The sequence below is a fragment of the Acidovorax sp. Root267 genome (genome assembly GCF_001429215.1).
Classification (GTDB): domain Bacteria; phylum Pseudomonadota; class Gammaproteobacteria; order Burkholderiales; family Burkholderiaceae_C; genus Acidovorax; species Acidovorax radicis.
The window spans coordinates 67,121-91,838 of record NZ_LMJC01000005.1 but is presented as its reverse complement, the minus strand read 5'-3'; the positions used below and the strand labels follow the sequence as shown (position 1 = coordinate 91,838).

Here is a 24,718-nt window from a genome sequence, read left to right as displayed (position 1 = left end):
TGTAGTCATGACTTCGTTCAGTCCAAGAGCGATCATTCGCTGAAGTGCCCGTCTTACGAGAAAGACATACATCGTGCGCGATCGGGACAAAGTGGTGCCAACTGAGCATGCGTTGCGACGATGTCCGCAGTCCTTTCAAAACCCGGTCATTCTTTTGGCCCCAGGTGGTTTGGGATATAGACCGCAAACTGGCCGAGGGCGTGAGTGCAGTGCGTGACTTTCAAGTCAGCCATCGCTGCAGAAAAGAGCTCCGGCGTACCCGCTTCAGACTGGCTGCTTTCGCTTGATCCGCAGTCGTTACGCGACTGCTGCTATCAGAAGCAGGCAGTCAAAACGCTGCTGCCACAGCTTTGCGTTAGGCGGCCTCCGCATACATGCGTCAAAGCTTCAGTTGAGACACTGCCAGCCGCCCTCGGATTTCCGTATTGTGAAATTTGTGGCGATAAATGTGCGGCGTGGCGCAGTACATTCAACGGTTACACGTTTGCCAAAATAGATAGCAAGACCCCCGCATGGCCCTCAAGAAATCCGAACTCTATTCATCCCTCTGGAAATCCTGTGACGAGCTGCGCGGCGGCATGGACGCCAGCCAGTACAAGGACTATGTACTGGTGCTGCTGTTCGTCAAATACGTGTCTGACAAGTACGCAGGCAACCCCAATGCGCTGATCGAGGTGCCCGCTGGCGGCAGCTTTGCCGACATGGTGGCGCTAAAGAACGACAAAGAGATCGGCGACAAGATCAACAAGCTGGTGGGCCGCCTGGCCGATGCCAACGACACCCTCAAGGGTGCCATCAACGTGGCCGACTTCAACGACGAAGAAAAGCTGGGCAAAGGCAAGGAGATGGTCGACCGGCTCACCAAGCTGGTCGGCATTTTTGAGGGGCTGGACTTTGGCCGCAACCGCGCCGAGGGCGACGACCTGCTGGGCGATGCCTATGAATACCTCATGCGCCACTTCGCTACCGAGAGTGGCAAGAGCAAGGGCCAGTTCTATACCCCGGCCGAAGTCTCGCGCGTGATGGCGCAGGTGATCGAGCTGGGCCGCGCCACCAGTGGAAAACAAAGTATTTTTGACCCCACCTGCGGGTCGGGCTCGCTCTTGCTCAAGGCGCACGACGAAGCCAAGAGCCGCACCGGCCTCGACCTGGCCCTGTACGGCCAGGAAATGGACAACGCCACCGCTGCGCTTAGCCGCATGAACATGGTGCTGCACGACTGTCCTACAGCCGAGATCTGGCGTGACAACACACTGGCCCACCCGCACTTTTTGTACATGGGTGCACTACAAACCTTCGATTACGTGGTGGCCAACCCGCCGTTCAGCACCAAGGCCTGGAGCAACGGCTTCGATCCGCTGAACGACCTGTTCAGCCGCTTTGAGTACGGTGTGCCACCCGCCAAGAATGGCGACTTCGCCTTTCTGCTGCACATCCTCAGAACCCTCAAAAGCACCGGCAAGGGAGCGGTCATTCTCCCGCACGGCGTGCTGTTTCGCGGTGGGGCTGAGGGCAGCATTCGCGCCAACATCGTGAAGCGGGGTTTTATCAAAGGCATCATCGGCCTGCCGGCCAACCTGTTCTATGGCACCGGCATTACGGCCTGCATCATCGTGCTGGACAAGGAAGGCGCTGCGGGCCGCACCATGGAGGGCGGTGGCATCTTCATGGTGGATGCCAGCAAGGGTTTTATCAAAGACGGCAACAAAAACCGCCTGCGCGCCCAAGACATGCACCGCATCGTGGACACCTTCACGCGGCAAGACGGCGGAGACCCCAATTACGCCCGCCTGGTGCCACTGGCCGAGATTGCCGCCAACGACTACAACCTCAACCTGCCGCGCTACATCGACAGCACCGAGCCCGAGGACTTGCAAGACATTGAGGCCCACCTCAAGGGCGGCATACCCCTCGTGGACATTGATGGCCTGCAGCGCTACTGGCAGGTGCTGCCTGCCGTGCGCCAGGCGCTGTTTGCGCCGGTGGCAGACCCCGAGCGTTGCGGCGCCCACTGCCAGCTCACGGTAGAGCCCAGCCAGATCAAAGCCACCATCTTTGGTCACACCGAGTTCGCTACCTTCAACCAGACGGTGACCGAGCGCTTTGCCACCTGGAAGGCCGCCAACACGCCGCTGCTCATCGGCATTCAGGTGGGCGACCGGCCCAAGGCGCTGATTGAAACCCTGTCCGAGAGCTTGCTGCAAGCGTTTAGCGCCGCGCCGCTGATTGACGCCTACGACGTGTACCAGCACCTCATGGACTACTGGGCCGAGTCTATGCAAGACGATGTGTGGATGATTGCGACCGACGGCTGGCTGGCCGTGCAAGATGGCAAGCCCAATGTGGACCTGATTCCCACCGCCCTGGTGGTGGCCCGCTACTTTGCCGCCGAACAACAGGCCGTGGAGGCGCTGGTGGCCAAGCGCGACGCCATAACCAGCCAGATTGAAGAGCAGGATGAAGAACATGGCGGCGAAGGCGGTTTGCTGGAAGAGGGGAAAACCGACAAAGGCAAGCTCACCGCCAAGAGCGTGAAAGACCGCCTCAAGGCCCTGTTAGCCCTCACCGTGCGCGCGGAGATTGCTGATGCCCAAGACGAAATCAAAGTCCTAAAAGCCTACGCAGCCCTGCTGGAGCAAGAGGCTGCCGCCAGCAAAAAGGCCAAAGACGCCCAGAAGGCGCTGGACGCCAAAGTGGCGGCCCAGTACGCGGAACTGACCGAGGCCGACATACAGGCCCTGGTGGTGCAAGACAAATGGCTGGCCACGCTTGCCGCCAGCGTACAGAGTGAGTTGGATCGCGTCAGCCAGGTGCTAGCCGACCGTATCCGGCAGTTGGCGCAACGCTACGCTATGTCGCTGCCTGCGTTGAGCGATGAGGTGGAGGTGCTGGCGGGCCGGGTGGACGAACACCTGAAAGCGATGGGGTTCGTATGGAAGTGAGGCCAGGGTACAAGCAGACTGAGGTAGGGGTGATTCCAGTGGAATGGGGGGTGAGACCGCTTGGCGAAGTCGGCAACGTTCTGATGTGCAAGCGAGTGCTTAAACATCAGACGCGCGACCATGGTGAGGTGCCGTTCTACAAGATAGGGACGTTCGGTGGAGTCGCGGATGCATTCATACCTCAAGCTCTCTTTGACGAATTCCGGCGGAAGTACTCATTTCCGAGAAAAGGAGATGTCTTAATTTCGGCAGCGGGAACAATTGGAAGAACAGTAATCTACGACGGTGATCCAGCCTACTTTCAAGACAGCAACATTGTTTGGATTGACAATGACGAGTCGACTGTCACGAACGCTTTTCTTTGGCATGCTTACCAAGTCACCAAATGGTCTGTCTCACACGGGGGGACGGTTGCGAGGTTGTACAACGACAACCTTCGGTCAGACATCTACATACCTGTTCCTCTTGTCGCTGAACAACGCGCTATAGCTACCGCCCTCTCGGATGTTGATGCGCTGCTCGCCAAGCTCGACCAGCTCATCGCCAAGAAGCGCGACCTCAAACAGGCCGCCACGCAGCAACTCCTCACCGGCCAGACCCGGCTGCCGGGGTTTAGTGGGGCGTGGTCCACTATCAGCATTGCAAAAAATGCGTCCCTTAAAGCGCGAATTGGTTGGCAGGCTCTCACAACCGAAGAGTATTTGGCAAGTGGAACCTACTACTTGGTCACTGGTACGGACTTCGTCGGTGGTCGTGTAAGTTGGGGGGGCTGTCACTTTGTAGATAAGTGGCGATACAGCCAAGATCGAAACATTCAACTTCAAAACGGTGATGTGCTTGTCACCAAGGACGGAACAATTGGCAAAGTAGGATTTGTCCAAGGTCTACCTGGTCCCGCCACTTTGAATAGTGGCATCTTTGTTATTCGGCCGTTGCAAGAATCATTCTTCCCGGCGTTTTTCTTCTGTGTCCTTCGGTCGCAGATATTTGATGATTTCATTTCCAAAATTACAGCAGGTTCGACGATCACGCACCTGTATCAAAAGGACTTTGTTGGATTTGAATTTCTGGCCCCGGGACTAGCTGAGCAAACAGCTATCGCCACCGTCCTCTCGGACATGGACGCTGAACTCGCCGCCCTGGAGGTCCGCCGCGACAAAACCCGCGCGCTCAAGCAGGGCATGATGCAGGCGCTGCTGACCGGCCGCATCCGGCTGGTCGGGGCTAATTAATGGTCAAATTGGCCTCTAGGCCCCGTAAAATTGCGCAAACAGCTACCAAAACCATAGCGTTTAAAGCGCCCAATGACCCAGCCCCACCTGGAAACTTCGTTCTACATCGGCTGGGATGTGGGGGGATGGAACTGCGACAAGAACGGCAAGAGCCGCGATGCCATCGTCGTCCTCGACGCTGCTTTGCAGATCGTTGGCAAGCCATGGCGCGGCAATCTGCGCACCACCCTCAACGCCGTCAATCGGACGGATGTTTTCATCGACGCCTTGTTTGCTCTGTGTGGCTGCTCCAGCGGGCTGGCATTGGGGGCTGAGGCCGCGCAGCCCCCGGCCCCTCGCATCACCCAGGCCATCGACACACCGCTGGGTTTCCCACAGGCGTTGGTGGAGCTGGTCACGGGCTTGCCGTGCGTGGAGCCCATCGACCAGTCCAGCACCAACCCCTACCTGTTTCGCCACACCGAGCGGTTTCTGTTTGCGCATGGCCTGAAACCTCTGTCTGCCGTCAAAGACATGATCGGCAGCCAGGCCACCAAGGGGATGCACGCCCTGGCCAAGTTTGCGCCGCATCGCACAAGCTGCGGGGTCTGGACAGATATCCGCCATCTGGTGGCCCTAGAAGCCTACCCATCAGCCTGCAGGACGTCTCACATCATGGCAAATCTGCTCCAGGGCTTCCCCGCGCTGGACCATCCGGACCAGACCGACGCGTTGACCTGTGCGCTGGTGGCATACCTGTTTGATCAGCGGCGGGAGGCCTTGGCAGCGCCGTATGCCAGTGTGCCGCCCAGCGAGGGGTGGATTTGGGTGACGAGGGATTCGCTGGCATAGTTGGGGATAGGAGGGGTACACATCAATGAAGAACTATTACCGTGTGATGCAGGGTCGGGGTGGTGCTTATGCATCCACCGCACATGCCGGGGGGTACATCGGTGCAAACTTTGAGATTCCGCAGAATCTGAATGCAGATCTGGGTGACGACTGGCGTGCGTTCAACATGAAGTTCGTTCCCATCTTCATGGCCAGGCATCCGGGCAAGACAAAGATTGGGGCAGGCCTGGCGTGCGGTGCGCTTTGGACAATAGCCAAAGGCATTGCCAAGGGTGACTTGGTGATCTCGCCCGACGGCACAGGCACCTACTTTGTGGGGGAGGTCAGTGGCGATTATTTCTATGTGGACGGAGAGCCATTTCCTCACCGTCGCCCGGTGAGGTGGTTGTCACAGACCATTCAGCGTGCAGACATGAGCGAGGCGCTGCGCAATTCCACTGGTTCCATCGGCACCGTGAGCACCGTCACCAAATACGCTGCGGAGATTGAGCGGTTGATTGGCGTGACAGTAGCGCCCTCCAGCCCATCGGCCGAGCCAACGGTCGATGACCCTGTGGCATTTGCCATGGAAAAGCACCTCGAAGATTTTCTGGTGAAGAACTGGGCGCAGACAGACCTGGGCAAGGACTACGACATCTTTGCGGAAGACGGCGAACTGGTAGGCCAGCAGTACCCCACGGACACCGGCCCGATGGATGTGCTGGCCATTAAAAAAGACAAAAGTGAACTGCTGGTGGTGGAGCTCAAGCGCGGCCGCGCCAGCGATGTGGTGGTTGGCCAGGTATTGCGCTATATGGGTTTTGTGAAGGAAGAGTTGGCCGAGCCGGCTCAGGCTGTACGCGGTGTGGTCATTGCTTTAGAGGATGACATTCGAATACGCCGGGCACTGGCGATGACGCCGATGATTGACTTTTATCGGTATCAGATGACGTTCAAGCTGTTGAAGGGCGCCCCTTGAGCAGCACCGTCGGCCAGATCGAAAAACAAACCCAGGCACGCATCGTCGCGCTGTTGCGGGACCGTCTGCACTACACCTACCTGGGCAACTGGATAGACCGCGCTGGCAATGCAAACATCGAACCGGAGCGCCTCGCTGCCTGGCTTGCGGACCAGGGGGTAGCCCCTGCATTGGCCAGCCGCGCCATCTTCGAGCTGCAAAAGGTGGCTGGTGATACCAGCCAAACCTTGTACGACCGCAACCGTGAGGTGTATCGCCTGCTGCGCTACGGCATTAAGCTCAAGCCCGAGGTGGGCGAGAACACGGTCACCGTCTGGTTGATCGACTGGCAGCAGGTGGATGCGAACGACTTTGCCTTTGCCGAAGAGGTCACGGTGAAAGGCGCAGACGCCAAGGCTGCCACCAAGCGGCCCGACATCGTGCTCTATGTGAACGGCATCGCCCTCAGTGTGCTGGAGCTCAAGCGCTCTACCGTTTCAGTGTCCGAGGGCATCCGCCAGAACCTGGACAACCAGAAGAAAGAGTTCATCCAGCCGTTTTTCTCCACTCTGCAGTGGGTGATGGCAGGCAACGACACCGAAGGCCTGCGCTACGGCACCGTCGAGACTCCCGAGAAGTACTACCTGAAATGGGTGGAAGAGGGCGGCGACTTTGCCGCCGAGCCCAACGCGCTGGATCGGCACCTGTTGCAGGTTTGCAGCAAGGCGCGGCTGCTGGAGCTGGTGCACGACTTTGTGGTGTTTGATGCAGGCACCAAAAAACTCTGCCGCCAGAACCAGTACTTTGGCGTGAAAGAGGCGCAAGCGTTCATTGCCCGGCGCGAGGGCGGCATCATTTGGCACACCCAGGGCAGCGGCAAGAGCCTGACCATGGTGTGGCTGGCCAAGTGGATTCTGGCCAACCGCACGGGTGCGCGGGTGCTGATCATCACCGACCGCACCGAGCTGGACGAGCAGATCGAAAAAGTCTTCAAGGGCGTCAGCGAAATCATCTGCCGCACCAAGAGTGGCGCGGACCTGATCGCCAAATTGAATGACACCGAAGAAACATTGCTGTGCACTCTGGTGCACAAGTTTGGTGGCAAGAGCGGCGACGACGACGAGGGCGACGCTGCCAGCAAGGAGGCCACCAAGGCCTTTCTTGCATCGCTTCGCCACCTGCCGAAGGACTTTCAGGCCAAGGGCGACATCCATGTCTTTGTGGACGAATGCCACCGTACCCAAAGCGGTGACCTGCACGAGGCGATGAAGGCGCTGCTGCCCAATGCGGTGTTCATCGGCTTCACCGGCACGCCGCTGCTCAAGGCCGACAAACAAAAGAGCATTGAGGTGTTTGGCCGCTACATTCACACCTACAAGTTTGACCAGGCGGTGCGCGAAGGCGTGGTGCTGGATCTGCGCTACGAGGCGCGCGACATTGACCAGTCCATCACCTCGCAAAAGAAGATTGACGACTGGTTTGACGCCAAGACCAGCGGCTTGAACGACCTGGCCAAGGCGCAGCTCAAGCAGAAGTGGGGCACCATGCAGCGGGTGCTGTCCAGCCAGTCGCGGCTGGAGCAGATCGTGTCCGACATTTTGCTGGACATGGCCACCAAGCCACGCCTGATGGATGGCCATGGCAACGCCATGCTGGTGGCGGGCAGCATTTACGAAGCCTGCAAATACTACGAGCTGTTCAGCAAGACCGAGCTCAAGGGCAAGTGCGCCATCGTGAGCAGCTACGCGCCCCATGTGGCGGACTCCAAAGGCGAGACTACGGGCGCGGGCGATACCGACAATCTGTTCAAGTATGGCGTGTACCGGCAGATGCTGGCCGACTGGTTTGGCGAGCCTGCCGAGGTGGCGCAGACAAAGGCCGACAAGTTTGAGCTGGCAGTGAAGAAGAAATTCATCGACGAGCCAGGCCAGATGAAGCTGCTGATCGTGGTGGACAAGCTGCTGACCGGTTTTGATGCGCCATCGGCCACCTACCTCTACATCGACAAGAAGATGCAGGACCACGGCTTGTTCCAGGCCATTTGCCGGGTGAACCGGCTGGATGGTGATTCCAAAGAATACGGCTATGTAGTGGACTACAAAGACCTGTTCAAGCGGCTGGAAGGCGCCGTGCAGGACTACACCAGCGGTGCGCTGGATGGCTATGACGCGGAGGATGTGAAGGGCCTGCTGGAAGACCGTGTGGACAAGGCGCGCGAGAACCTGGAGGATGCGCGGGAGGCAGTGAAGGCGCTGTGCGAGCCGGTAGATCCAGCCCGCGGCACAGTGGCATACCTGAGCTATTTCTGCGCCAAGGAATCCGGCAACGCGGAGCAACTGAAAGAGAACGAACCTAAGCGGCTCAAGCTCTACAAGCTTACCGCCAGCCTGCTGCGAGCCTACGCAGCCATTGCCAGCGAACTGACAGAGGCCGGGTACAGCGAGAAAGAAATCGCCACCATCAAGGCCGAGGTGGACCACTACGCCAAGGTGCGCGATGAGGTGAAGCTGTCCAGCGGCGACTACATCGACCTCAAAGCATATGAGCCCGCCATGCGGCACCTGATCGACACCTACATTCGCGCCGACGACAGCGAAAAGATTTCGTCGTTTGACGACCTGACGTTGATCCAGTTGATTGTGGAGCGCGGGCCAGATGCGGTAGACGCCTTGCCCAGTGGCATCCAAAAGAGCGAAGAAGCGGTGGCAGAGACGATTGAGAACAACGTGCGCAAGTTGATCATCAACGAGTCGCCGGTGGACCCGGCGTACTACGACAAGATGTCCAAGTTGCTTGATGCCTTGATCGAGCAGCGGCGCAAAGGCGCGGTGAGCTACATGGAGTACTTGCAGAAGGTGGCCACGTTGGCGCAACAGTGCACCGTTCCGGGTGGCGACGGGCCAGGTTACCCGTCGGCCATCCACACGCCGGCATTGCGCGCGCTGTACAACAACTTGCACAGCAAGCTGCCCGATCTGGCCGTGGCCGTTGATGCAGCCATCAAGGCGAGCCTGCAAGCGGGCTGGCGCGACAACTCCATGAAGGTGAAAAAGGTCCGGCTGGCCATACGACATGTGCTGGCCACGGCGATACCGGTAGATTCCGGGATGATGGTGTCCGACTTAGGCGCGGCTACCGCTGCGCCGCTGGACCTGGAAAAAGAGACCGATCGCATCCTCGAACTGGCCAAGCAGCAGCACCATGACTACTGAGGCGCAGCCCGTCGCCGTGAAACGCATAGCGGTCAGCGGCATTGCGGTGGAGGTGATTCGCAAGGACATCAAAAACCTGCACCTTGGCGTGTATCCCCCGCTGGGCCGGGTGCGGGTGGCCGCGCCGCTGGTCATCAGTGACGAGGCCGTGCGGCTGGCGGTGATCGACAAACTCGGCTGGATCAAGCGCCAGCGTGCGCAATTCGCCAATCAGCCTCGCCAGTCCGAGCGTGAAATGGTCAATGGCGAAAGCCACTATGTGTGGGGCCGCCGCTATCGGCTGCGGGTGCACGAGCACATCGGCCCAGCCCGTGTGTCGTTGCGCGGTGTTGCATCCATCGACCTGTTCGTGCGGCCCGGCAGCACCGCGGAGGCCCGCCAGAATATCCTGCAGACTTGGTACCGAGCCGAGTTGCGGGTGGCTATTGCTGACTTGTTGGCGCAATGGCTGCCCCTGCTGGGCGTGCAGGTGGCGGGCTGGGGCATCAAAAAGATGAAGACCAAATGGGGCTCATGCAATGTGCAGGCACGGCGCATCTGGTTGAACCTGGAGCTGGCTAAGACGCCGGTACAGTGTCTGGAATACATCGTGGTGCATGAGCTGGTGCACCTCACTGAGCGGCACCACAATGAACGCTTCACTGCGCTTATGAACCAGCACATGCCCGACTGGCCGCAGCGCCGCCAGTTGCTCAATGAGACGCCGCTGGGGCATGAGCAATGGTCTTACTAAAGAATTTTTCAGAATTTCTTGGGCATTTGTTCATTGGTCCGCTTTTAGCCGATAGCAGGAGGGAGACGTGACATTCGAACAAGACGTCCAGGAGTACGCGAACAAAGCCCATGCCAACGCATGGCGCATCGCTTTAAAGCCAGATGAGCCAGCGCTCGTCAGCTCCTTCCTGTCTAGGAGTATGTACCGTGGCCTGCGCGATGTGATACAGAACCACGTGACGCCTAGCACTGCGGTAATGGTGCGGGGCATCTTTACCCATCAGACTCCAAAGGTTCTGCTGCAAAGCCGGTCTCAAAGCTGCGAGATTGCGGATCTCATGCTCGTGCGGCAGCATTTTTACCCGTCCCGTCGGAATCGGACTACTGGACACGCGCTTCTCTTGCAGGCGAAGAAGTGCCCTCAACCACAGACCGGCTCGGTCGCGGGCGGCACTCAAGAGTGCCAGTTCGAGCTCTACAGAGACTGGTCGCCTTTTGAGGGAACGACTCGCCTCCCCAAGGGACCGCCTGGCAGCAACTCTTGGGACTTTCGACAAGGCGGGCTCATCACCCAGGCTACAGCCGCAACATGCAGTGAGTACTTGACCGTCTTCGACAAGCACGCCTTCTCGACAGTTGCCGCAAATCCACAATGGCGGGCTTCAGTAGTGAAGGGCCCGGCCTTCCCTCAACTCGCGGGCAACTACCCGCAGAACTGCACTTGGTCCGCCGGCGGCTGCCCGACCCCGACCAGCTCGGCCTCTGCCGGTGTCATGTGTCTTGACGACTTCGGCACCGTCTTTAGGGAATTCTTCAATGGTCGTCGGGGAAGGAGCTTCACGTCTGGCATCAGCAGTGGCGCAGACCACTGGTCTATCTTCGTAAATATGATGCTCCAGATCTCAGCCCGCCCGAACGGAGACTACGTATACACGTCAAAGAATCAGGGGGTTATCGCTGGGATGCGCGGCAGAAACCTGGCGTTTGCTGAAGCCATACCCTCGCTCTTGCATAGCATCGACGATGAGGTCGATGCGTTCCTTGAGAACCCCGGCAGCACGTTCGACATGACTAACCGCATGCTTAAGTTGGTACGCTCAAGACTTCACGGTCAGAGACAGAACCTAGAAGAACATCCGCAGCGACCTGCGCCACCCGATAGCATCGATATGCCGGAGCAACCTTCGCTTGGTCACATCCCTCTGCTTCTGGTGACCACCGTTGGCGAAGAGCCTCCTACTGTCTAGGCTGCCCAGAAGCGGCACAACACGCCATGCTGTTGAACGCTGCGGTCTCGCTTCAAACGACTGGGCACCTTTGGCCAGTCCGTACCTAATGACGAAATGGATTGCCACCGCTCCCTCGACCGCTTCGGGATTGCCAATCCGATTCTTGATATCTCCACCGTCACCGGCACACCAGATACGACCTGCCGTCCGATTGAACTCGGCCCAGGTGCGGCGAATGACGGCTACAAGTTGGTCACCGTATTGTGGAAGCGCGTCACTCAGTAAACGGCATCACCCGCTGCAAGCCAGTCATTCGCTGCGATACTTGGCACTCAGGGTCTTCTCGCTGAGTGGGCGTATAAAGTTCCAACTTTGGCGCACGGGTCCTGGCTTGCCTTCTTATGGCTGATTCCCCCCAAAAAAAGTATTGAGCCTCCTCAGATACGGGGCTCCCGCACAACCGACATCGGCCACTCTCAATTGGCGGATCAGAGGGGGGTGAGCAGACATTGGATTTGCCCATTGCGCGGACAATTGGAAAGATTTGGGCTGCGCACTGAGTTTGGGGCTGAGTTCAATTGACCCGGTCTTGCTGTACCTTGTGAGCTGTGGAGCCTAAGTCCTTGATTCAAAAAATCACGTCAATCCGGGGGAACAAGTGGGGGAACAAATTCCCATCGATTTTTGAGGAAATGAGTATTTAGGCGACTCTCGGGACATCATTCAGTAGACGCCAGCCCATAACCCCATCCAAGGGCGTCCACACTAATCCAGTGGACGCCCTTTTTCTTTGGTGAATCAACGACTTGCAGTCCATGGCCGTCTATAGCCGTCCATGCCCAGCCAAGCAAAAGTGGGGGTACAAATGGGAGTACAAACCCAGAAATCTGGTGAAATCGGTGTTTTGTACCCCCACTTCCCTCTTTAGAAAGGGGTTGCCATAGGGGACTATGTACCCAGAACCAAACAACCTCCTGGGTGCAGCGGGCGCAACCCTTGCCTTCAGCGCTTCGGTTTTTCGAGTGGTCGCGAGAAATTTTCGGAGTTGATTGCGAGGGGGGGCGATAGGTCGTCCGACTCTCAAAGCACCAGGCCGTCACATCTACGGCGTGGGGAGCAGCTGTCCCTTTCTTGTTTTTGATCTTCGGCAGCTGATCGGTTATCAATGAATGGCTATGTTCCAAATGAGCTGGCTTCAGCTTCCATGGCGTCAACGTCCAGAAGTGAAAAAAATAGCCCGCACGAGGCGGGCTAAATCATTGCATCACTCGCACAGGGGGGGGCGAACCGCCGGATTTGACGGTAGGTGCATCCTAAGCCGGGTTTCGAACCGCGCACCAGGGGTGCAGCTTGCAATCGTGAAATAAGTCCGTATTGCCCAGATTGCTGAAGTGCCAACTGCGATGGCGCTGCAGGTTCCTCGCGTTTCGGCAGACGGATGCAGATGGCGTGGTGGTATTCGTCCATGTCCGGGGCTTGTTGAGCAGTTTGCCGCCATGAAGGCAGGTGGTTCAACGACTTCGTCTCTGCGCAATGGCGGTAAAGCACCGCGGCCGCCATGGATTGCTCCTGAAGAAGATCACAAAAATCGGCATGGGCTTGTGGCCCATTCTTTGGCGGACCAAGCGCCTGTCTAAATGGCAACAGTTGGGGTGTGGGTTTTAGGGCGTCACGGGCCCGCCACCAAGCTACATGGGCACTTCATTGGTAATGCGGCGTGCAGGAGCTGCAAGGTTGTAGCTTCTTGTATCAATTCTTGAGCGGCAGAGGCTCGCGCTTCACAATCTTTCCTCGTTCAAGCCGGAGGCCACCATGCCAATGGAGTACTTAAGGGAGCTGGAGCGCGACGCGCTTCCCCTGATTGAATCGGATGTCGTCAACATCGACAAACTGCGTGTCTTGCGCGCTGCTGGAATGGTGGAGGTGCAGCTTCCGCCGGTTGATTCCCCCCACCAGAAAGCCCAGGTGCTTTACATCACCGGCCTCGGCTGTGCAACGCTGAGAGCCTACGGATCTCGTGTGAGAGCGCCCCGTCGGGAGCCACATTGTGATCTGGAGTCCTCCTACGATTGATTGCCAAGCCATGGCGATGCCCGGCAGCACCTGAGGCATTGGAAGAATCTGTCCTACAGATTGATGCGCTGCACAAGAAGTGCCGTAGTCGCAGGCCAAAAATACGATGAACGTTCCGTATTACTGGCACGACCACACGAAAGGCGCATATGAGCAGTTGGTACAAATTGGCTCTGGGCAATGACGAACAGGCTTTCGAGCCAGCTTTGCGGATCCAGCAGATGTTCATGTCAAAGTTTCTGATGTGCCCTCCAGGGTCCGGGAGGGCGCTTTTTTCTTGCTATGACAAAGAGCACGACAACCTCTGGTTGTATTTTTCGCCAGCGGCCGAAGACATTGCATTGCGTGTGTATGCAGAGCCTTGTGACCCGCCGACTGCGCTGGACTCCATCGGACTGCTGGCCGGGGAAGGTGATGCCTTGGGGGACAGACGAACTCCCAGCGCTGACCACAGCAGCGTACCGCCCCACCTCGCAGGGGCGACCTCACAGCTTTTGCCCGCACATGTCACTTAACTGGGGCTGTAGGCGCAGTCTTACGTCTGTCCCCATGGGGCTCTGACATGGGCCCCGGCGGGCCCGGACCTTAATGTCCTGACGGGGCTTTTTAAAAGCCCAGCCTTTGGAGTGCACCATGTTTTTCTTCCATCCAACGTTCCACCATCTCGAAGCTTGCCCAGAGGCCCCGTTGATGCAGATGGGTCAGCCCACTGACACACTCCTGCAGCGCCAGCAAACCGACAACCTGTGTCCTGACCGCCATGACGGCCACGGTCTGGAGCGGGAGTTGCAATTTGCAGACCTTGAATATCGAGAGCTGCAAGCAATGGGTTGAATGGTGTTGTGTCTGAAGACGGATTCGTATGGGAAAAAGCGATGTCAGTGCTGACGCTGCATATCCGGCCGGAGGGGGCTCAGCAGTATCTGGTAAGGGTATTCGATGGAAAACTGCTGCTGGGCGTGCCCAGTTTGCACCCCGAAATAGACCAGGCGATCCAGGCGTATGGACAGGGCGCAGGCTTTCCTGGCGTCACGGCGTTTGACATCTGGTACGGCGGTTGGAGTGTGGGCACCATACCGCTGGACCAGATGCGTACCGGGGCCTCAGAGCTGGCAGACCGCTTGGTTGTTCTATCGGCCGTGTTGCGTTGAAATGCCCGGCTTGCCCCGTGGGCAGGCGCTGGGCAGTTGTCACACCATGCCGTGACGGCGAAACAAAATGAAATAAACCGAAACTGCGTCGAGACCACATCGGCACGCTCTGTCGGCACCATCAGGGTCATGTTCAACACCGTCCATGAAAGGACTGCACCATGAAACCCTGGATCAAGAAAACCCTGGCGGGCATCTTCGGCGTCTCTATCGCGGTAGGCGGTTTGACGGCCTGCTCCAGCGGCCACCATCACCATGGCCCGATGAGTGCCGAAAAGGTGGCCGAAGTGCGTGGCAAGGTCGTCGAGCGGGTCAGCAGCAAGCTAGACCTGAACGATGCGCAAAAGCTCAAGCTCAATGTACTGGCCGACAAAATGGAGGCGCAGCGCACAGCCTTCATCGGCAAGGCTGCAGACCCCCGCGCAGAGATGCAGGCCATCGTGGCAGGTGCCACATTCGACCGTGTGCGGGCGCAGACGCTGCTGGAGGAAAAGACCCGCGCAGTCCAGGCCAATAGCCCTGAAGTGATCGGCGCATTGGCCGATTTTTACGACAGCCTGAACCCCGACCAGCAGCAGCAAGTGCGCGAGCTGATGCAGCGGCGCAAGGGCTGGATGGCGCGCGGCTGATGGCGGGGGGCTTTCACATGTCACCCACGCTGGAACCCATCCACCGCTTGGCACAGGGCGTGCGCAAACATGGGCCTGCGCTGCTGGCGGGCATGCCCGATCCCCACGATGAGTTGATGTCGCTGGTCTGGGGGCCGCGTTTTGACCGTGAACATGCACTGGGCCTGGTTGCCCGCCGGCCCGCAACGGCGGCCCAGACCTTGCCCGCTCTGTTGGCCGCCGCCGACCACTTTGACACACTCCATTCCGGCGCGCAGGGCCGCCTTCGCAAGTTGATCGTGCGACACCGCGCATTGCGTGTGGTGGACTGTGCGGGAGGGGTGGCCCATGGAGCTAGCGCCTGACGGTGTGAGAATTGCTCATGCACCGCATCCTGCTTATTGACGACGACGCGCAGCTTGGCCCCCCGCTGGCTATCTATTTTCAGCGGTTCGAGCTGGAGTTGATCCACGCACTCAAACCCAGCGACGGACTGGCCCAGCTGGCAGCGGGCGGGTTTGACGCCGCCATCCTGGATGTCATGCTGCCTGAAATGGATGGGTTTGAACTGTGCCGCACCATCCGCAAGCAGGGCGATCTGCCCATCGTGATGCTGACGGCCCGGGGTGAGGTGATGGACCGCGTGGTAGGGCTGGAGCTGGGTGCGGATGATTACTTGCCAAAGCCCTTTGAACCGCGCGAGCTGGTGGCCCGGCTGCAGACAGTGCTGCGCCGCCGCCGTACCAGCACACCTGGCAGCGTTGCCGATGCCACGTTGGAGTTTGAAGGCCTGAGCATTGACGCAGCCCGCCGCAGCGTGGTACGCCAGGGGGCGGCGTTGGAGCTGACGGGCACTGAGTTCGACCTGCTACACCTGTTGGCGAGGGAGCCGGGCAAGGTGTTCAGCCGGGATGACATCCTCAACCAGCTGCGCGGGCACGAGGCCGAGCTGTACACGCGGGCAGTGGACATTGTGGTCAGCCGCCTGCGCAAGAAGCTGGAGCCGTTGGACTGCATCAAGACGCTGCGCAACGCGGGATATTCGCTGGCGCTGCGCAGGGCGGCAAGCGCGTCTGGCGCCCCATCCTCGACATCGATCTCGTCATGAAGTCCTCTGATTCGCTGCCTGGGCACGATCCCGGTTGTCCCTGGCACCAGCGCGCGCGCGACGCTGTCGGGTATTCGCTGCGCATCCGCCTGGTGTTGGTGTTCATGGCCCTGGCCGTGACCGTCGCGGTGGTCTTCATGGGGGGCATGCAGAAGGTGGTGGCGCTGGGCTGGAAGGAAGCCGCGCGCCCGCTGCTGATGGACTATGTGGATCGCCTCACCGCCGAGATCGGCAGTCCGCCCAGCATCGAGCGGGCCCAGGCCATTGCGAACCGGCTGCCAGTGACGTTGCGCATCGAAGGGCCGCAGGTCCACTGGGATTCGCATCCCGACCGGGCGCGCCCTGACTGGATGAGCGACAAGGTGGAGCGCCAGGACCACTGGAGCCGGGAAGACACCGGCTACCGGCTGCTGCAGCGCACCACGGTCGATGGCCACCACATCGAATTCGGGCTCAACGCGCTGTCGTGGGACAAGCGCCCACGCATTGCGTGGGGCACGCTCACGGTATTGTTGTTGCTCACCGCGCTGGCCTATGTGTATGTGCGCCACCTGCTGCGGCCCCTGGACGACATCCGGCATGGCGCACGGCGCTTTGGCAATGGCGACTTTGGCGAGCCGATTCCGGTGCGCCACGCGCACCGGCCCGACGAGCTGGGCCAGCTGGCGGGCACGATCAACACCATGGGCGAAGACATCCACCAGATGCTGGAGGCCAAGCGGGCCTTGCTGCTGGCCATGAGCCACGAACTGCGCAGCCCCCTCACGCGGGCGCGCCTGAACACCGAGCTGCTGCCCGAGTCGCCCGATGTACTGGCTCAGCGTGCAGCCCTGATGCGCGATCTGGGTGAGATGGCCCGGCTCATCACCGACCTGCTCGAAAGCGAACGCCTGGCCGGACGCCATGCGGCCCTGCACCGCGAACCCACCAACCTGGCCGAACTCGCGCGGGAGGTAGTGGCGGAGCTGGAAGTGCGGCACCCCGGGGCTACGGCGATCACGCTGCTGGTGACCGGCACCTTGCCCACCTGCATGCTCGACCGATCCCGCGTGCGCCTGCTGATGCGCAATCTGCTGGACAACAGCCTGCGCCACAACGACCCGGCGGCCCAGCCGCCGCAGATCGAACTGCGGCTGCACGAAGGCGTGGTAGAGATCGAGGTGCGGGACCACGGCCCTGGCGTACCGCCCGAGCATCTGCCACATCTGGCCCAGGCGTTCTACCGCCCTGACACTGCGCGCCAGCGCACCACGGGTGGGGTGGGGCTGGGGCTGTACCTGTGTCGCCTGGTCACGCAAGCCCACGGCGGCACGCTGCTGGTGCGCAACGCCGAACCGGGCCTGCGGGTGACCGCGCGCCTGCCGTGCCCGGACGGTACACCGCAGGGCGCTGCGGGCTGAATGCCGGTTGAGTACCGGTTGAGTACGGTGCGGTCGCCTGCCCGCTGAGGCATGGCGCACTGGGGTGGTGCGAGCGCAGCCGCCATCGGAGTGCAGTGCTGGGTTTGGCCTCCATGCCCCTGTGGAGGTTCTGGCGCTCTGTCAAACTAAAAAAATGGATAAAATTGGCCGCTAGCGCTTTATAGGTATGCGCTGGTAGCTATTGTTTTGATAGTTTCTTGATCGGGCTGATCGGGCGTCAAACCGCTCGTGCATTTGGCTGGCCCCGATCTTGCTGAACCTTGGTACCACCCCCAACACGGTGAGAGTCTAGCGTTTACCCTGTATATACAGGTATGCTTGGGCTGTCATCATGGCGGCTGCAAGCGGGTGCGACCCGGCCGGAGTGGGCAAAGGTACTTTCTTCAAACAGGAGCAGATGATGACTCGATCGGTTGTGAAATGGACGTCGCTGGCGGCAGCCGCGGCTTGCGTGATGGCAGTGGCTGCACCGGCCCAGGCGCAAGAGACCAAGATTGTGCTGGGCATGTCCGGCTGGACGGGCTTTGCGCCGCTCACCCTGGCCGACAAGGCGGGCATCTTCAAGAAGAACGGCCTCGATGTGGAGATCAAGATGATCCCGCAGAAGGACCGCCACCTGGCCTTGGCCTCCAAGTCCATCCAGTGCGCCGCCACCACGGTCGAGACGCATGTGGCATGGAACGCCAACGGAGTGCCCATCGTGCAGATCTTCCAGATGGACAAGTCCTACGGCGCCGACGGCATCGCGGTGCGCGGCGACATCAAGGGCTTTGCGGACCTGAAGGGCAAGACCATCGGCGTGGACGCACCCGGCACTGCTCCGTACTTTGGCCTGGCCTGGATGCTCAGCAAGAACGGCATGAGCCTCAAGGACGTGAAGACCACCACGCTGTCGCCCCAGGCGGCTGCGCAGGCCTTCGTGGCAGGGCAGAACGACGCTGCCATGACGTACGAGCCTTACCTCTCAACCGTGCGCGACAACCCTGCCGCGGGCAAGATTTTGGCCACCACGCTCGACTACCCGATGGTGATGGACACCGTGGGCTGCGACCCCACCTGGCTTAAGGCTAACGGCAAGGCCGCGCAGGCCCTGGCCAATTCGTACTTCCAGGCGCTGGACATGATCAAGGCCGACCCTGCCAAGTCCAACGAGATCATGGGCGCGGCCGTCAAGCAGACGGGCGAGCAGTTCGCCAAGTCGTCGTCCTTCCTGCGCTGGCAGGACAAGGCCGCCAACCAGAAGTTCTTTGCGGGCGAGCTGACCACGTTCATGAAGGACGCCACAGCCATCCTGCTGGAGGCCGGCATCATCCGCAAGGCGAATGAGGACCTGGCCGTCACGTTCGACGCGAGCTTCATCAAGTAAATAGCTGGAAGAAAAACGCGCCATGTCTGCCGTGCAACCCCTGTCCGTTACTGAGCCTAAAGCACGCGTGCGCCGGCGTTCGCTCGCTCCCCTGGAGCCTGTGACTGCCCGTGCGCGCTGGCTGCTGGGCTTCGGTTTTTTTGTGTTGTTCGTGCTGGTGTGGGCGTTCTTCACGCTGGGTGGCTATGTGTCGCCCACCTTCCTGGCCAGCCCCGTCACCATGGCCAAGGAAGGCTGGCTGCTGTTCAGCGAATACGGCTTTCACAAAGACATCGGCATGACGGTGTGGCGCGTGTTCGGCGGCTTCATCCTGGCGGCAGTGGTGGCCGTGCCGCTGGGCATCGCGATGGGTGCTTACAAAGGCATCGAGGCGTTCTTCGAGCCCTTTGTCTCGTTCTGCCGCTACCTGCCTGCATCGGCCTTCATTCCGCTGCTCATCCTGTGGGCCGGCATTGGCGAGACGCAGAAGATCCTGGTCATCTTCATCGGCTCGGTCTTTCAGATCACGCTGATGGTCGCCGTCACCGTGGGTGGCGCGCGGCGCGACCTGGTGGAGGCTGCGTACACGCTGGGCGCGGGCCACAAGGGCATCGTCACCCGCGTGCTCATCCCCGGCGCCGCGCCCGAGATCGCCGAGACCCTGCGCCTGGTGCTGGGCTGGGCCTGGACCTACGTCATCGTGGCCGAGCTGATCGGGTCGTCGAGCGGCATCGGCCACATGATCACGGACAGCCAGTCGCTGCTCAACACCGGCCAGATCATCTTCGGCATCATCATCATCGGCCTCATCGGGCTGGTGTCCGACTTCGCCTTCAAGGCGCTCAATCACCGTCTGTTTGCCTGGAGTTTTGTGCGATGAGCCGCGTATCCATTCAAGCCGTTTCGCGCGTCTTCGAGACCGCCAAGGGCCAGCGCACGCAGGCGCTACAGCCGGTCGACTTCGAGGTCAAGGACAACGACTTCGTCACCATCCTCGGCCCCTCGGGCTGCGGCAAGTCCACGCTGCTGCGCATCGTGGCGGGGCTGGACCACGCCACCAGCGGACGCGTGCTGCTCGATGGCGCACCGGTCGAAGGCCCCGGGCCCGAGCGCGGCATGGTGTTCCAGAGCTACACGCTGTTCCCCTGGCTCACCATCGAGCAGAACATCCGCTTCGGCCTGCGCGAGCGCGGCATGCCCGAATCGCAGCAAAAAGAGCGCGCCGCGTACTTCATCGCCAAGGTGGGGCTGCGCGGCTTCGAGCAGCACTTTCCCAAGCAGCTGTCGGGCGGCATGCAGCAGCGCACCGCCATTGCGCGCGCGCTGGCCAACGACCCCAAGATCCTGCTGATGGACGAGCCCTTCGGCGCGCTCGACAACCAGACCCGTGTGCTCATGCAGGAGCTGCTGCTGGGCATCTGGGAGGCCGAGCGCAAGACGGTGCTCTTCGTCACCCACGATATCGACGAAGCCATCTTCATGGCCAACCGCGTGGCCGTGTTCAGCGCCCGGCCCGGCCGCATCAAGACCGAGCTGGCGGTGGACTTGCCCCACCCACGCCACTACACCATCAAGACCAGCCCCGAGTTCATGGACCTCAAGGCGCGCCTGACGGAAGAAATCCGCGCCGAGTCCATGGCGGCAGACCTGCATTGAGCCGAACCGAGCACACCGACTCATGAGCGCCCATCCTTCCCGCCGTCCCGCTGTTGCTGTTGCTCCCGCTGCTCCCGCTCCATCACGCAGCGCCAGCCGCGTGGCCGCCCCGTCCCAGGGCGCAGCAGCCGTGGCCGCGCCCGCGCAGGCCATGGCGCTGTACGAGCAGGTCAAGGACCACATCTCGCGCAAGATCCAGGAAGGCATCTGGCGCGCGGGCGACCGCCTGCCGTCCGAGAACGAGCTGGTCACCCAGTTCGGCATCTCGCGCATGACGGTGAACCGCGCGCTGCGCGAACTGGTGGAGCAGGGCCGCATCGTGCGCGTGGCCGGTGTGGGCAGCTTTGTGGCCGAAGACAAGCCCCAGTCCACGCTGCTGCAGATCGCCAACCTGGCCGGCGAGATCCGCCAGCGCGGGCACGACTACCGCTGCGACGTGCTGGCGGTGGAGCGCATCTCGGCCACGCTCGAAGTGGCCGCTGCGCTCGACCTGCGCACCGGCGAGTCGGTGTTCCACTCGCTGTGCATCCACCGCGAAGACGGCGTGCCCGTGCAACTGGAAGACCGCCACGTGAACCCGCGCCAGGTGCCCCAGTTCGCCGCGCAGGACTTCACGCTGCTGCAGCCCTCCGAATACCTGGTGCGCAACGTGCCGTTCGACCAGATCGAGCATGTGGTCGACGCCGTCATGCCCACCGCCGAGCAGGCCACGCTGCTGGAGATGTCGCCGCAGGAGCCCTGCCTGCTGCTCACCCGCCGCACCTGGTCGCGCGGCGTGCCGATCACCGTGGTGCGCTGCCTGCACCCCGCCACCCGCTACCGTTTAGGCAGCCGTTTCCGAGCCGACGGCAACCCCGTCTCAGGCTGAACGTTCTGCCTGAAGAGCCTCGATTCTTCCGCTTGTGACTACTTGTATATACAGGATCAACGCCATGACAAAAACCACTGATTCGTCCCTGACCCTGCACCCCGGCCACGTGTCGCTGGCTGCGCTGCGCAGCATCTACGCCGCGCCCGTGCAGCTGTCGCTCGACCCGTCCGCACGCGCCCTCATGCAAGCATCGCTGGCCACGGTGCAGCGCATCGTGGATGAAGACCAGGTGGTCTATGGCATCAACACCGGCTTCGGCAAGCTCGCCAGCACCAAGATCGCCCACGAGCGCCTGGCCGAGCTGCAGCGCAACCTGGTGCTGTCGCACAGCGTGGGCACGGGCGATGCGCTGGCGGACGATGTGGTGCGCCTCATCCTCGCGACCAAGGCCGTCAGCCTGGCGCGCGGGCACTCCGGCATCCGGCCCGAGATCGTGGATGCGCTGCTGGCCATGGCCAATGCCGACGTGCTGCCCGTGATCCCGGCCAAGGGCTCTGTGGGCGCGTCGGGCGACCTGGCGCCGCTGGCGCACCTGGCCTGCGTGCTGATCGGCGAAGGCCAGGCCAAGGTCAACGGCCAGGTGGTGTCCGGTGCGGAGGCCATGCGCTCCATCGGCCTGGCGCCGTTCGTGCTGGGCCCCAAGGAAGGGCTGGCGTTGCTCAACGGCACGCAGGTGTCCACCTCGCTCGCGCTGGCCGGGCTGTTCGGCGCAGAGAGCGTGTTTGCGGCCGCGCTGGTCGCAGGCTGCCTGTCGCTCGAAGCCATTAAGGGCTCGGTCAAGCCGTTCGACGCACGCATCCACGAAGCGCGCGGCCAGGCCGGGCAGATCGCCGTGGCGGCCGCCGTGCGCGCGTTGCTGGACGGCAGCGCCATCGACACCTCTCACCCCAATTGCGGCCGCGTGCAGGACCCTTACTCCATCCGCTGCGTGCCGCAGGTGATGGGCGCGTGCCTTGACAACCTGCACCACGCCGCGCGCGTGCTGACCATCGAGGCGAACGCGGCATCCGACAACCCCCTGGTGTTCGACAACGGGGACGTCATCTCCGGCGGCAATTTCCACGCCGAGCCCGTAGCCTTTGTTGCGGACATCATCGCGCTGGCCGTAGCCGAGATCGGCGCCATCTCCGAGCGCCGCCTGTCGCTGCTGCTGGACCCGGGCCTCTCGGGCCTGCCGGCCTTCCTGATCCTCGACAGCGGCGTGAACTCGGGCTTCATGATCGCCCAGGTCACCGCCGCCGCATTGGCGGCCGAGAACCAGTGCCTGGCCAACCCCAGCAGCGTGACCAGCCTGCCGACATCGGCCAACCAGGAGGACCATGTCTCCATGGCCACCTACGGCGCGCGGCGCCTGGGCGACATGGTGCGCAATGCGGCGGTGATGGTCGGCATCGAGGCCATGGCCGCTGCGCAGGGCATGGAATTCGACCGCACCCTGAAATCCTCTCCGCTGATCGAAGCGCAATTCGCCGCCATCCGCGAGCGCGTGGCCTACCTGGAGCAGGACCGTTACCTCGCCCCCGACATCGAAGCCATGCGCGCATGGGCCCAGCAGTCCACCTGGCCTGTAGCGCTCACCCAGTGCCTGCCCAGCTTCGCCTGATTTTCTCTACGCATACCCCATTGATTCACAGGAGCCCACCATGAACGCCAACGACGCCATCATCGCCGCCGCCTCCAACAACGACCCCCGCCACGACGCCAGCCGCGTGATCCGCGCGCCGCGCGGCAGCCAGCTCACTTGCAAAAGCTGGCTCACCGAGGCCGCCTACCGCATGATCCAGAACAACCTCGACCCCGAGGTGGCCGAGCGCCCGCAGGACCTGGTGGTGTACGGCGGCATCGGCCGCGCTGCGCGTAACTGGGAGTGCTATGACCAGATCCTCGCCTCGCTCAAGGAGCTGAACGACGACGAAACCCTGCTCATCCAGTCCGGCAAGCCCGTGGGCGTCTTCAAGACCCACGCCAACGCGCCCCGCGTGCTGCTGGCCAACTCCAACCTTGTCCCTAAGTGGGCCAACTGGGAGCACTTCAGCGAGCTGGACCAGAGGGGCCTGTTCATGTACGGCCAGATGACCGCCGGCAGCTGGATCTACATCGGCACGCAAGGCATCGTGCAGGGCACCTACGAAACCTTTGCCGAGGCCGGCCGCAAGCACTACGGCGGCTCGCTCGAAGGCAAGTGGATTCTGACTGCGGGCCTGGGCGGTATGGGCGGCGCGCAGCCGCTGGCGGCCACGTTCGCGGGCGCGGTGTCGCTCAACATCGAATGCCAGCAAAGCAGCATCGACTTCCGCCTGCGCACGCGCTATGTGGACAAGCAGGCGCGTGACATTGACCACGCGTTCGAGCTGATCCAGCAGCACACGGCTGCCAAAGAGGCCGTGTCGATTGCCCTGCTGGGCAACGCCGCAGAAATCCTGCCCGAGCTGGTGCGCCGTGCCAAGGCCGGTGGCCTCAAGCCCGACTTGGTCACCGACCAGACCTCGGCCCACGACCTCGTCAACGGCTACTTGCCCGCAGGTTGGACGGTGGCCCAGTGGCGCGCCGCGCAGCAGGACGTGACACAGCACGAGGTGCTGAAGAAGGCCGCTGCCAAGTCCTGCGCCGTGCATGTGCAGGCCATGCTCGACTTCCAGCACATGGGCATCCCGGTGGTGGACTACGGCAACAACATTCGCCAGGTGGCGTTTGACGAAGGCGTGAAGGACGCCTTCGACTTCCCCGGCTTTGTGCCCGCCTATATCCGCCCGCTGTTCTGCGAAGGCAAGGGCCCGTTCCGTTGGGTGGCCCTGTCGGGTGACCCGGAAGACATCCGCAAGACCGACGCCAAGATCAAGGAACTGTTCCCCGAGAACAAACACGTGCACCGCTGGCTCGACATGGCGGGCGAGCGCATTGCCTTCCAGGGCCTGCCCGCACGCATCTGCTGGCTGGGCCTGGGCGAGCGCCACATCGCGGGCCTGGCCTTCAACGAGATGGTGAAGAACGGTGAGCTCAAGGCGCCCATCGTGATCGGCCGCGACCACCTGGACACCGGCAGCGTGGCCAGCCCCAACCGCGAGACCGAAGGCATGAAGGACGGCACCGACGCCGTGAGCGATTGGCCACTGCTCAACGCGCTGCTCAATACCTCGGGCGGCGCCACCTGGGTCAGCCTGCACCACGGCGGCGGCGTGGGCATGGGCTACTCGCAGCACTCGGGCATGGTCATCGTGGCCGACGGCACCGACGCCGCAGCCGAGCGCCTGGCACGCGTGCTGGTCAACGACTGCGGCAGTGGCGTGATGCGGCATGCGGACGCCGGGTATGAACTGGCGGTGGAGACGGCCAAGAAGCAGGGGCTGAAGCTGCCGATGGTGAAGTAGTCCGAAGAAAGTGAGGGAAT

The 24,718-nt window shown here is 61.4% G+C and carries 21 protein-coding genes; all 21 read left to right on the top strand.

Going from position 1 to position 24,718, the window contains the following annotated elements; translation table 11 throughout:
* The first annotated feature begins 512 nt into the window (after positions 1–512).
* Positions 513–2,942 (top strand): class I SAM-dependent DNA methyltransferase, encoded by a 2,430-nt coding sequence (locus tag ASE39_RS07335; RefSeq protein ID WP_057270691.1) that lies wholly within the window; start codon positions 513–515, stop codon positions 2,940–2,942.
* Positions 2,943–2,971: 29 nt separating this feature from the next.
* Positions 2,972–4,174, top strand: coding sequence for a restriction endonuclease subunit S (locus tag ASE39_RS07330; RefSeq protein ID WP_199864251.1), 1,203 nt, complete (start codon positions 2,972–2,974; stop codon positions 4,172–4,174).
* A gap of 72 nt (positions 4,175–4,246) precedes the next feature.
* A complete protein-coding gene (locus tag ASE39_RS07325) occupies positions 4,247–5,005 on the top strand; it encodes a hypothetical protein (protein WP_057270689.1) in 759 nt (252 codons plus the stop codon).
* Positions 5,006–5,030: 25 nt separating this feature from the next.
* Positions 5,031–5,963, top strand: a complete 933-nt coding sequence (locus ASE39_RS07320; RefSeq protein ID WP_057270688.1) for an endonuclease NucS domain-containing protein — start codon at positions 5,031–5,033, stop codon at positions 5,961–5,963.
* Positions 5,960–9,154 (top strand): type I restriction endonuclease subunit R, encoded by a 3,195-nt coding sequence (locus tag ASE39_RS07315; RefSeq protein WP_082615354.1) that lies wholly within the window; start codon positions 5,960–5,962, stop codon positions 9,152–9,154. The genes ASE39_RS07320 and ASE39_RS07315 overlap by 4 nt, the downstream gene beginning before the upstream one ends.
* A complete protein-coding gene (locus ASE39_RS07310; RefSeq protein ID WP_057270687.1) occupies positions 9,144–9,887 on the top strand; it encodes a SprT family zinc-dependent metalloprotease in 744 nt (247 codons plus the stop codon). Before ASE39_RS07315 ends, ASE39_RS07310 begins: the two co-directional genes overlap by 11 nt.
* A gap of 67 nt (positions 9,888–9,954) precedes the next feature.
* Positions 9,955–11,115: a hypothetical protein gene (locus tag ASE39_RS07305; RefSeq protein ID WP_057270686.1), complete on the top strand. Its 1,161-nt coding sequence runs from the start codon at positions 9,955–9,957 to the stop codon at positions 11,113–11,115.
* A gap of 96 nt (positions 11,116–11,211) precedes the next feature.
* The gene (locus ASE39_RS26745; protein ID WP_158004242.1) at positions 11,212–11,382 is read left to right on the top strand and encodes a hypothetical protein; all 171 of its coding nucleotides are present in this window, start codon (positions 11,212–11,214) and stop codon (positions 11,380–11,382) included.
* A gap of 1,527 nt (positions 11,383–12,909) precedes the next feature.
* The gene (locus ASE39_RS25715; RefSeq protein ID WP_081474688.1) at positions 12,910–13,170 is read left to right on the top strand and encodes a hypothetical protein; all 261 of its coding nucleotides are present in this window, start codon (positions 12,910–12,912) and stop codon (positions 13,168–13,170) included.
* 633 nt (positions 13,171–13,803) lie between these two features.
* Positions 13,804–14,004 (top strand): hypothetical protein, encoded by a 201-nt coding sequence (locus ASE39_RS26290; RefSeq protein WP_139019220.1) that lies wholly within the window; start codon positions 13,804–13,806, stop codon positions 14,002–14,004.
* An 8-nt stretch (positions 14,005–14,012) separates the two neighbouring features.
* Positions 14,013–14,321 (top strand): hypothetical protein, encoded by a 309-nt coding sequence (locus tag ASE39_RS07285; protein ID WP_242421378.1) that lies wholly within the window; start codon positions 14,013–14,015, stop codon positions 14,319–14,321.
* Between the two features lie 161 nt (positions 14,322–14,482).
* Entirely contained in the window at positions 14,483–14,950 is a 468-nt protein-coding gene (locus ASE39_RS07280) for a Spy/CpxP family protein refolding chaperone (RefSeq protein ID WP_057270683.1), read from the top strand.
* Between the two features lie 17 nt (positions 14,951–14,967).
* A complete protein-coding gene (locus ASE39_RS07275; protein ID WP_035198355.1) occupies positions 14,968–15,294 on the top strand; it encodes a hypothetical protein in 327 nt (108 codons plus the stop codon).
* 17 nt (positions 15,295–15,311) lie between these two features.
* On the top strand, positions 15,312–16,037 hold the full coding sequence (locus tag ASE39_RS07270; RefSeq protein WP_057224823.1) for a response regulator transcription factor: 726 nt from the start codon (positions 15,312–15,314) through the stop codon (positions 16,035–16,037).
* On the top strand, positions 16,034–17,437 hold the full coding sequence (locus tag ASE39_RS07265) for a HAMP domain-containing sensor histidine kinase (RefSeq protein ID WP_057270682.1): 1,404 nt from the start codon (positions 16,034–16,036) through the stop codon (positions 17,435–17,437). The genes ASE39_RS07270 and ASE39_RS07265 overlap by 4 nt, the downstream gene beginning before the upstream one ends.
* 421 nt (positions 17,438–17,858) lie before the next feature.
* Positions 17,859–18,824: an ABC transporter substrate-binding protein gene (locus tag ASE39_RS07260; protein WP_057270711.1), complete on the top strand. Its 966-nt coding sequence runs from the start codon at positions 17,859–17,861 to the stop codon at positions 18,822–18,824.
* Positions 18,825–18,846: 22 nt separating this feature from the next.
* Positions 18,847–19,683 carry an ABC transporter permease gene (locus ASE39_RS07255; RefSeq protein ID WP_057270681.1) on the top strand — a complete coding sequence of 279 codons (837 nt, stop codon included), beginning with the start codon at positions 18,847–18,849 and terminating at the stop codon, positions 19,681–19,683.
* Complete coding sequence (locus ASE39_RS07250; RefSeq protein WP_056419373.1) at positions 19,680–20,459, top strand: ABC transporter ATP-binding protein; 780 nt, start codon at positions 19,680–19,682, stop codon at positions 20,457–20,459. Before ASE39_RS07255 ends, ASE39_RS07250 begins: the two co-directional genes overlap by 4 nt.
* Before the next feature lie 151 nt (positions 20,460–20,610).
* Entirely contained in the window at positions 20,611–21,327 is a 717-nt protein-coding gene (gene hutC / locus ASE39_RS07245; protein WP_225585014.1) for a histidine utilization repressor, read from the top strand.
* A gap of 64 nt (positions 21,328–21,391) precedes the next feature.
* Complete coding sequence (hutH, locus tag ASE39_RS07240) at positions 21,392–22,933, top strand: histidine ammonia-lyase (RefSeq protein WP_057270680.1); 1,542 nt, start codon at positions 21,392–21,394, stop codon at positions 22,931–22,933.
* Between the two features lie 40 nt (positions 22,934–22,973).
* Entirely contained in the window at positions 22,974–24,698 is a 1,725-nt protein-coding gene (gene hutU / locus ASE39_RS07235; RefSeq protein ID WP_057270679.1) for a urocanate hydratase, read from the top strand.
* Positions 24,699–24,718: the final 20 nt, after the last annotated feature.

Excerpts from the sequence above, each read along its gene's own strand:
- ASE39_RS07335 (WP_057270691.1), top strand. The coding sequence starts at position 513 with ATGGCCCTCAAGAAATCCGAACTCTATTCATCCCTCTGGAAATCCTGT.
- ASE39_RS07325 (WP_057270689.1), top strand. The coding sequence starts at position 4,247 with ATGACCCAGCCCCACCTGGAAACTTCGTTCTACATCGGCTGGGATGTG.
- ASE39_RS07320 (WP_057270688.1), top strand. The coding sequence starts at position 5,031 with ATGAAGAACTATTACCGTGTGATGCAGGGTCGGGGTGGTGCTTATGCA.
- ASE39_RS07310 (WP_057270687.1), top strand. The coding sequence starts at position 9,144 with ATGACTACTGAGGCGCAGCCCGTCGCCGTGAAACGCATAGCGGTCAGC.
- ASE39_RS26745 (WP_158004242.1), top strand. The coding sequence starts at position 11,212 with ATGGATTGCCACCGCTCCCTCGACCGCTTCGGGATTGCCAATCCGATT.
- ASE39_RS25715 (WP_081474688.1), top strand. The coding sequence starts at position 12,910 with ATGCCAATGGAGTACTTAAGGGAGCTGGAGCGCGACGCGCTTCCCCTG.
- ASE39_RS26290 (WP_139019220.1), top strand. The coding sequence starts at position 13,804 with ATGTTTTTCTTCCATCCAACGTTCCACCATCTCGAAGCTTGCCCAGAG.
- ASE39_RS07280 (WP_057270683.1), top strand. The coding sequence starts at position 14,483 with ATGAAACCCTGGATCAAGAAAACCCTGGCGGGCATCTTCGGCGTCTCT.
- ASE39_RS07275 (WP_035198355.1), top strand. The coding sequence starts at position 14,968 with ATGTCACCCACGCTGGAACCCATCCACCGCTTGGCACAGGGCGTGCGC.
- ASE39_RS07270 (WP_057224823.1), top strand. The coding sequence starts at position 15,312 with ATGCACCGCATCCTGCTTATTGACGACGACGCGCAGCTTGGCCCCCCG.
- ASE39_RS07265 (WP_057270682.1), top strand. The coding sequence starts at position 16,034 with ATGAAGTCCTCTGATTCGCTGCCTGGGCACGATCCCGGTTGTCCCTGG.
- ASE39_RS07260 (WP_057270711.1), top strand. The coding sequence starts at position 17,859 with ATGACTCGATCGGTTGTGAAATGGACGTCGCTGGCGGCAGCCGCGGCT.
- ASE39_RS07255 (WP_057270681.1), top strand. The coding sequence starts at position 18,847 with ATGTCTGCCGTGCAACCCCTGTCCGTTACTGAGCCTAAAGCACGCGTG.
- ASE39_RS07250 (WP_056419373.1), top strand. The coding sequence starts at position 19,680 with ATGAGCCGCGTATCCATTCAAGCCGTTTCGCGCGTCTTCGAGACCGCC.
- hutC (WP_225585014.1), top strand. The coding sequence starts at position 20,611 with ATGGCGCTGTACGAGCAGGTCAAGGACCACATCTCGCGCAAGATCCAG.
- hutH (WP_057270680.1), top strand. The coding sequence starts at position 21,392 with ATGACAAAAACCACTGATTCGTCCCTGACCCTGCACCCCGGCCACGTG.
- hutU (WP_057270679.1), top strand. The coding sequence starts at position 22,974 with ATGAACGCCAACGACGCCATCATCGCCGCCGCCTCCAACAACGACCCC.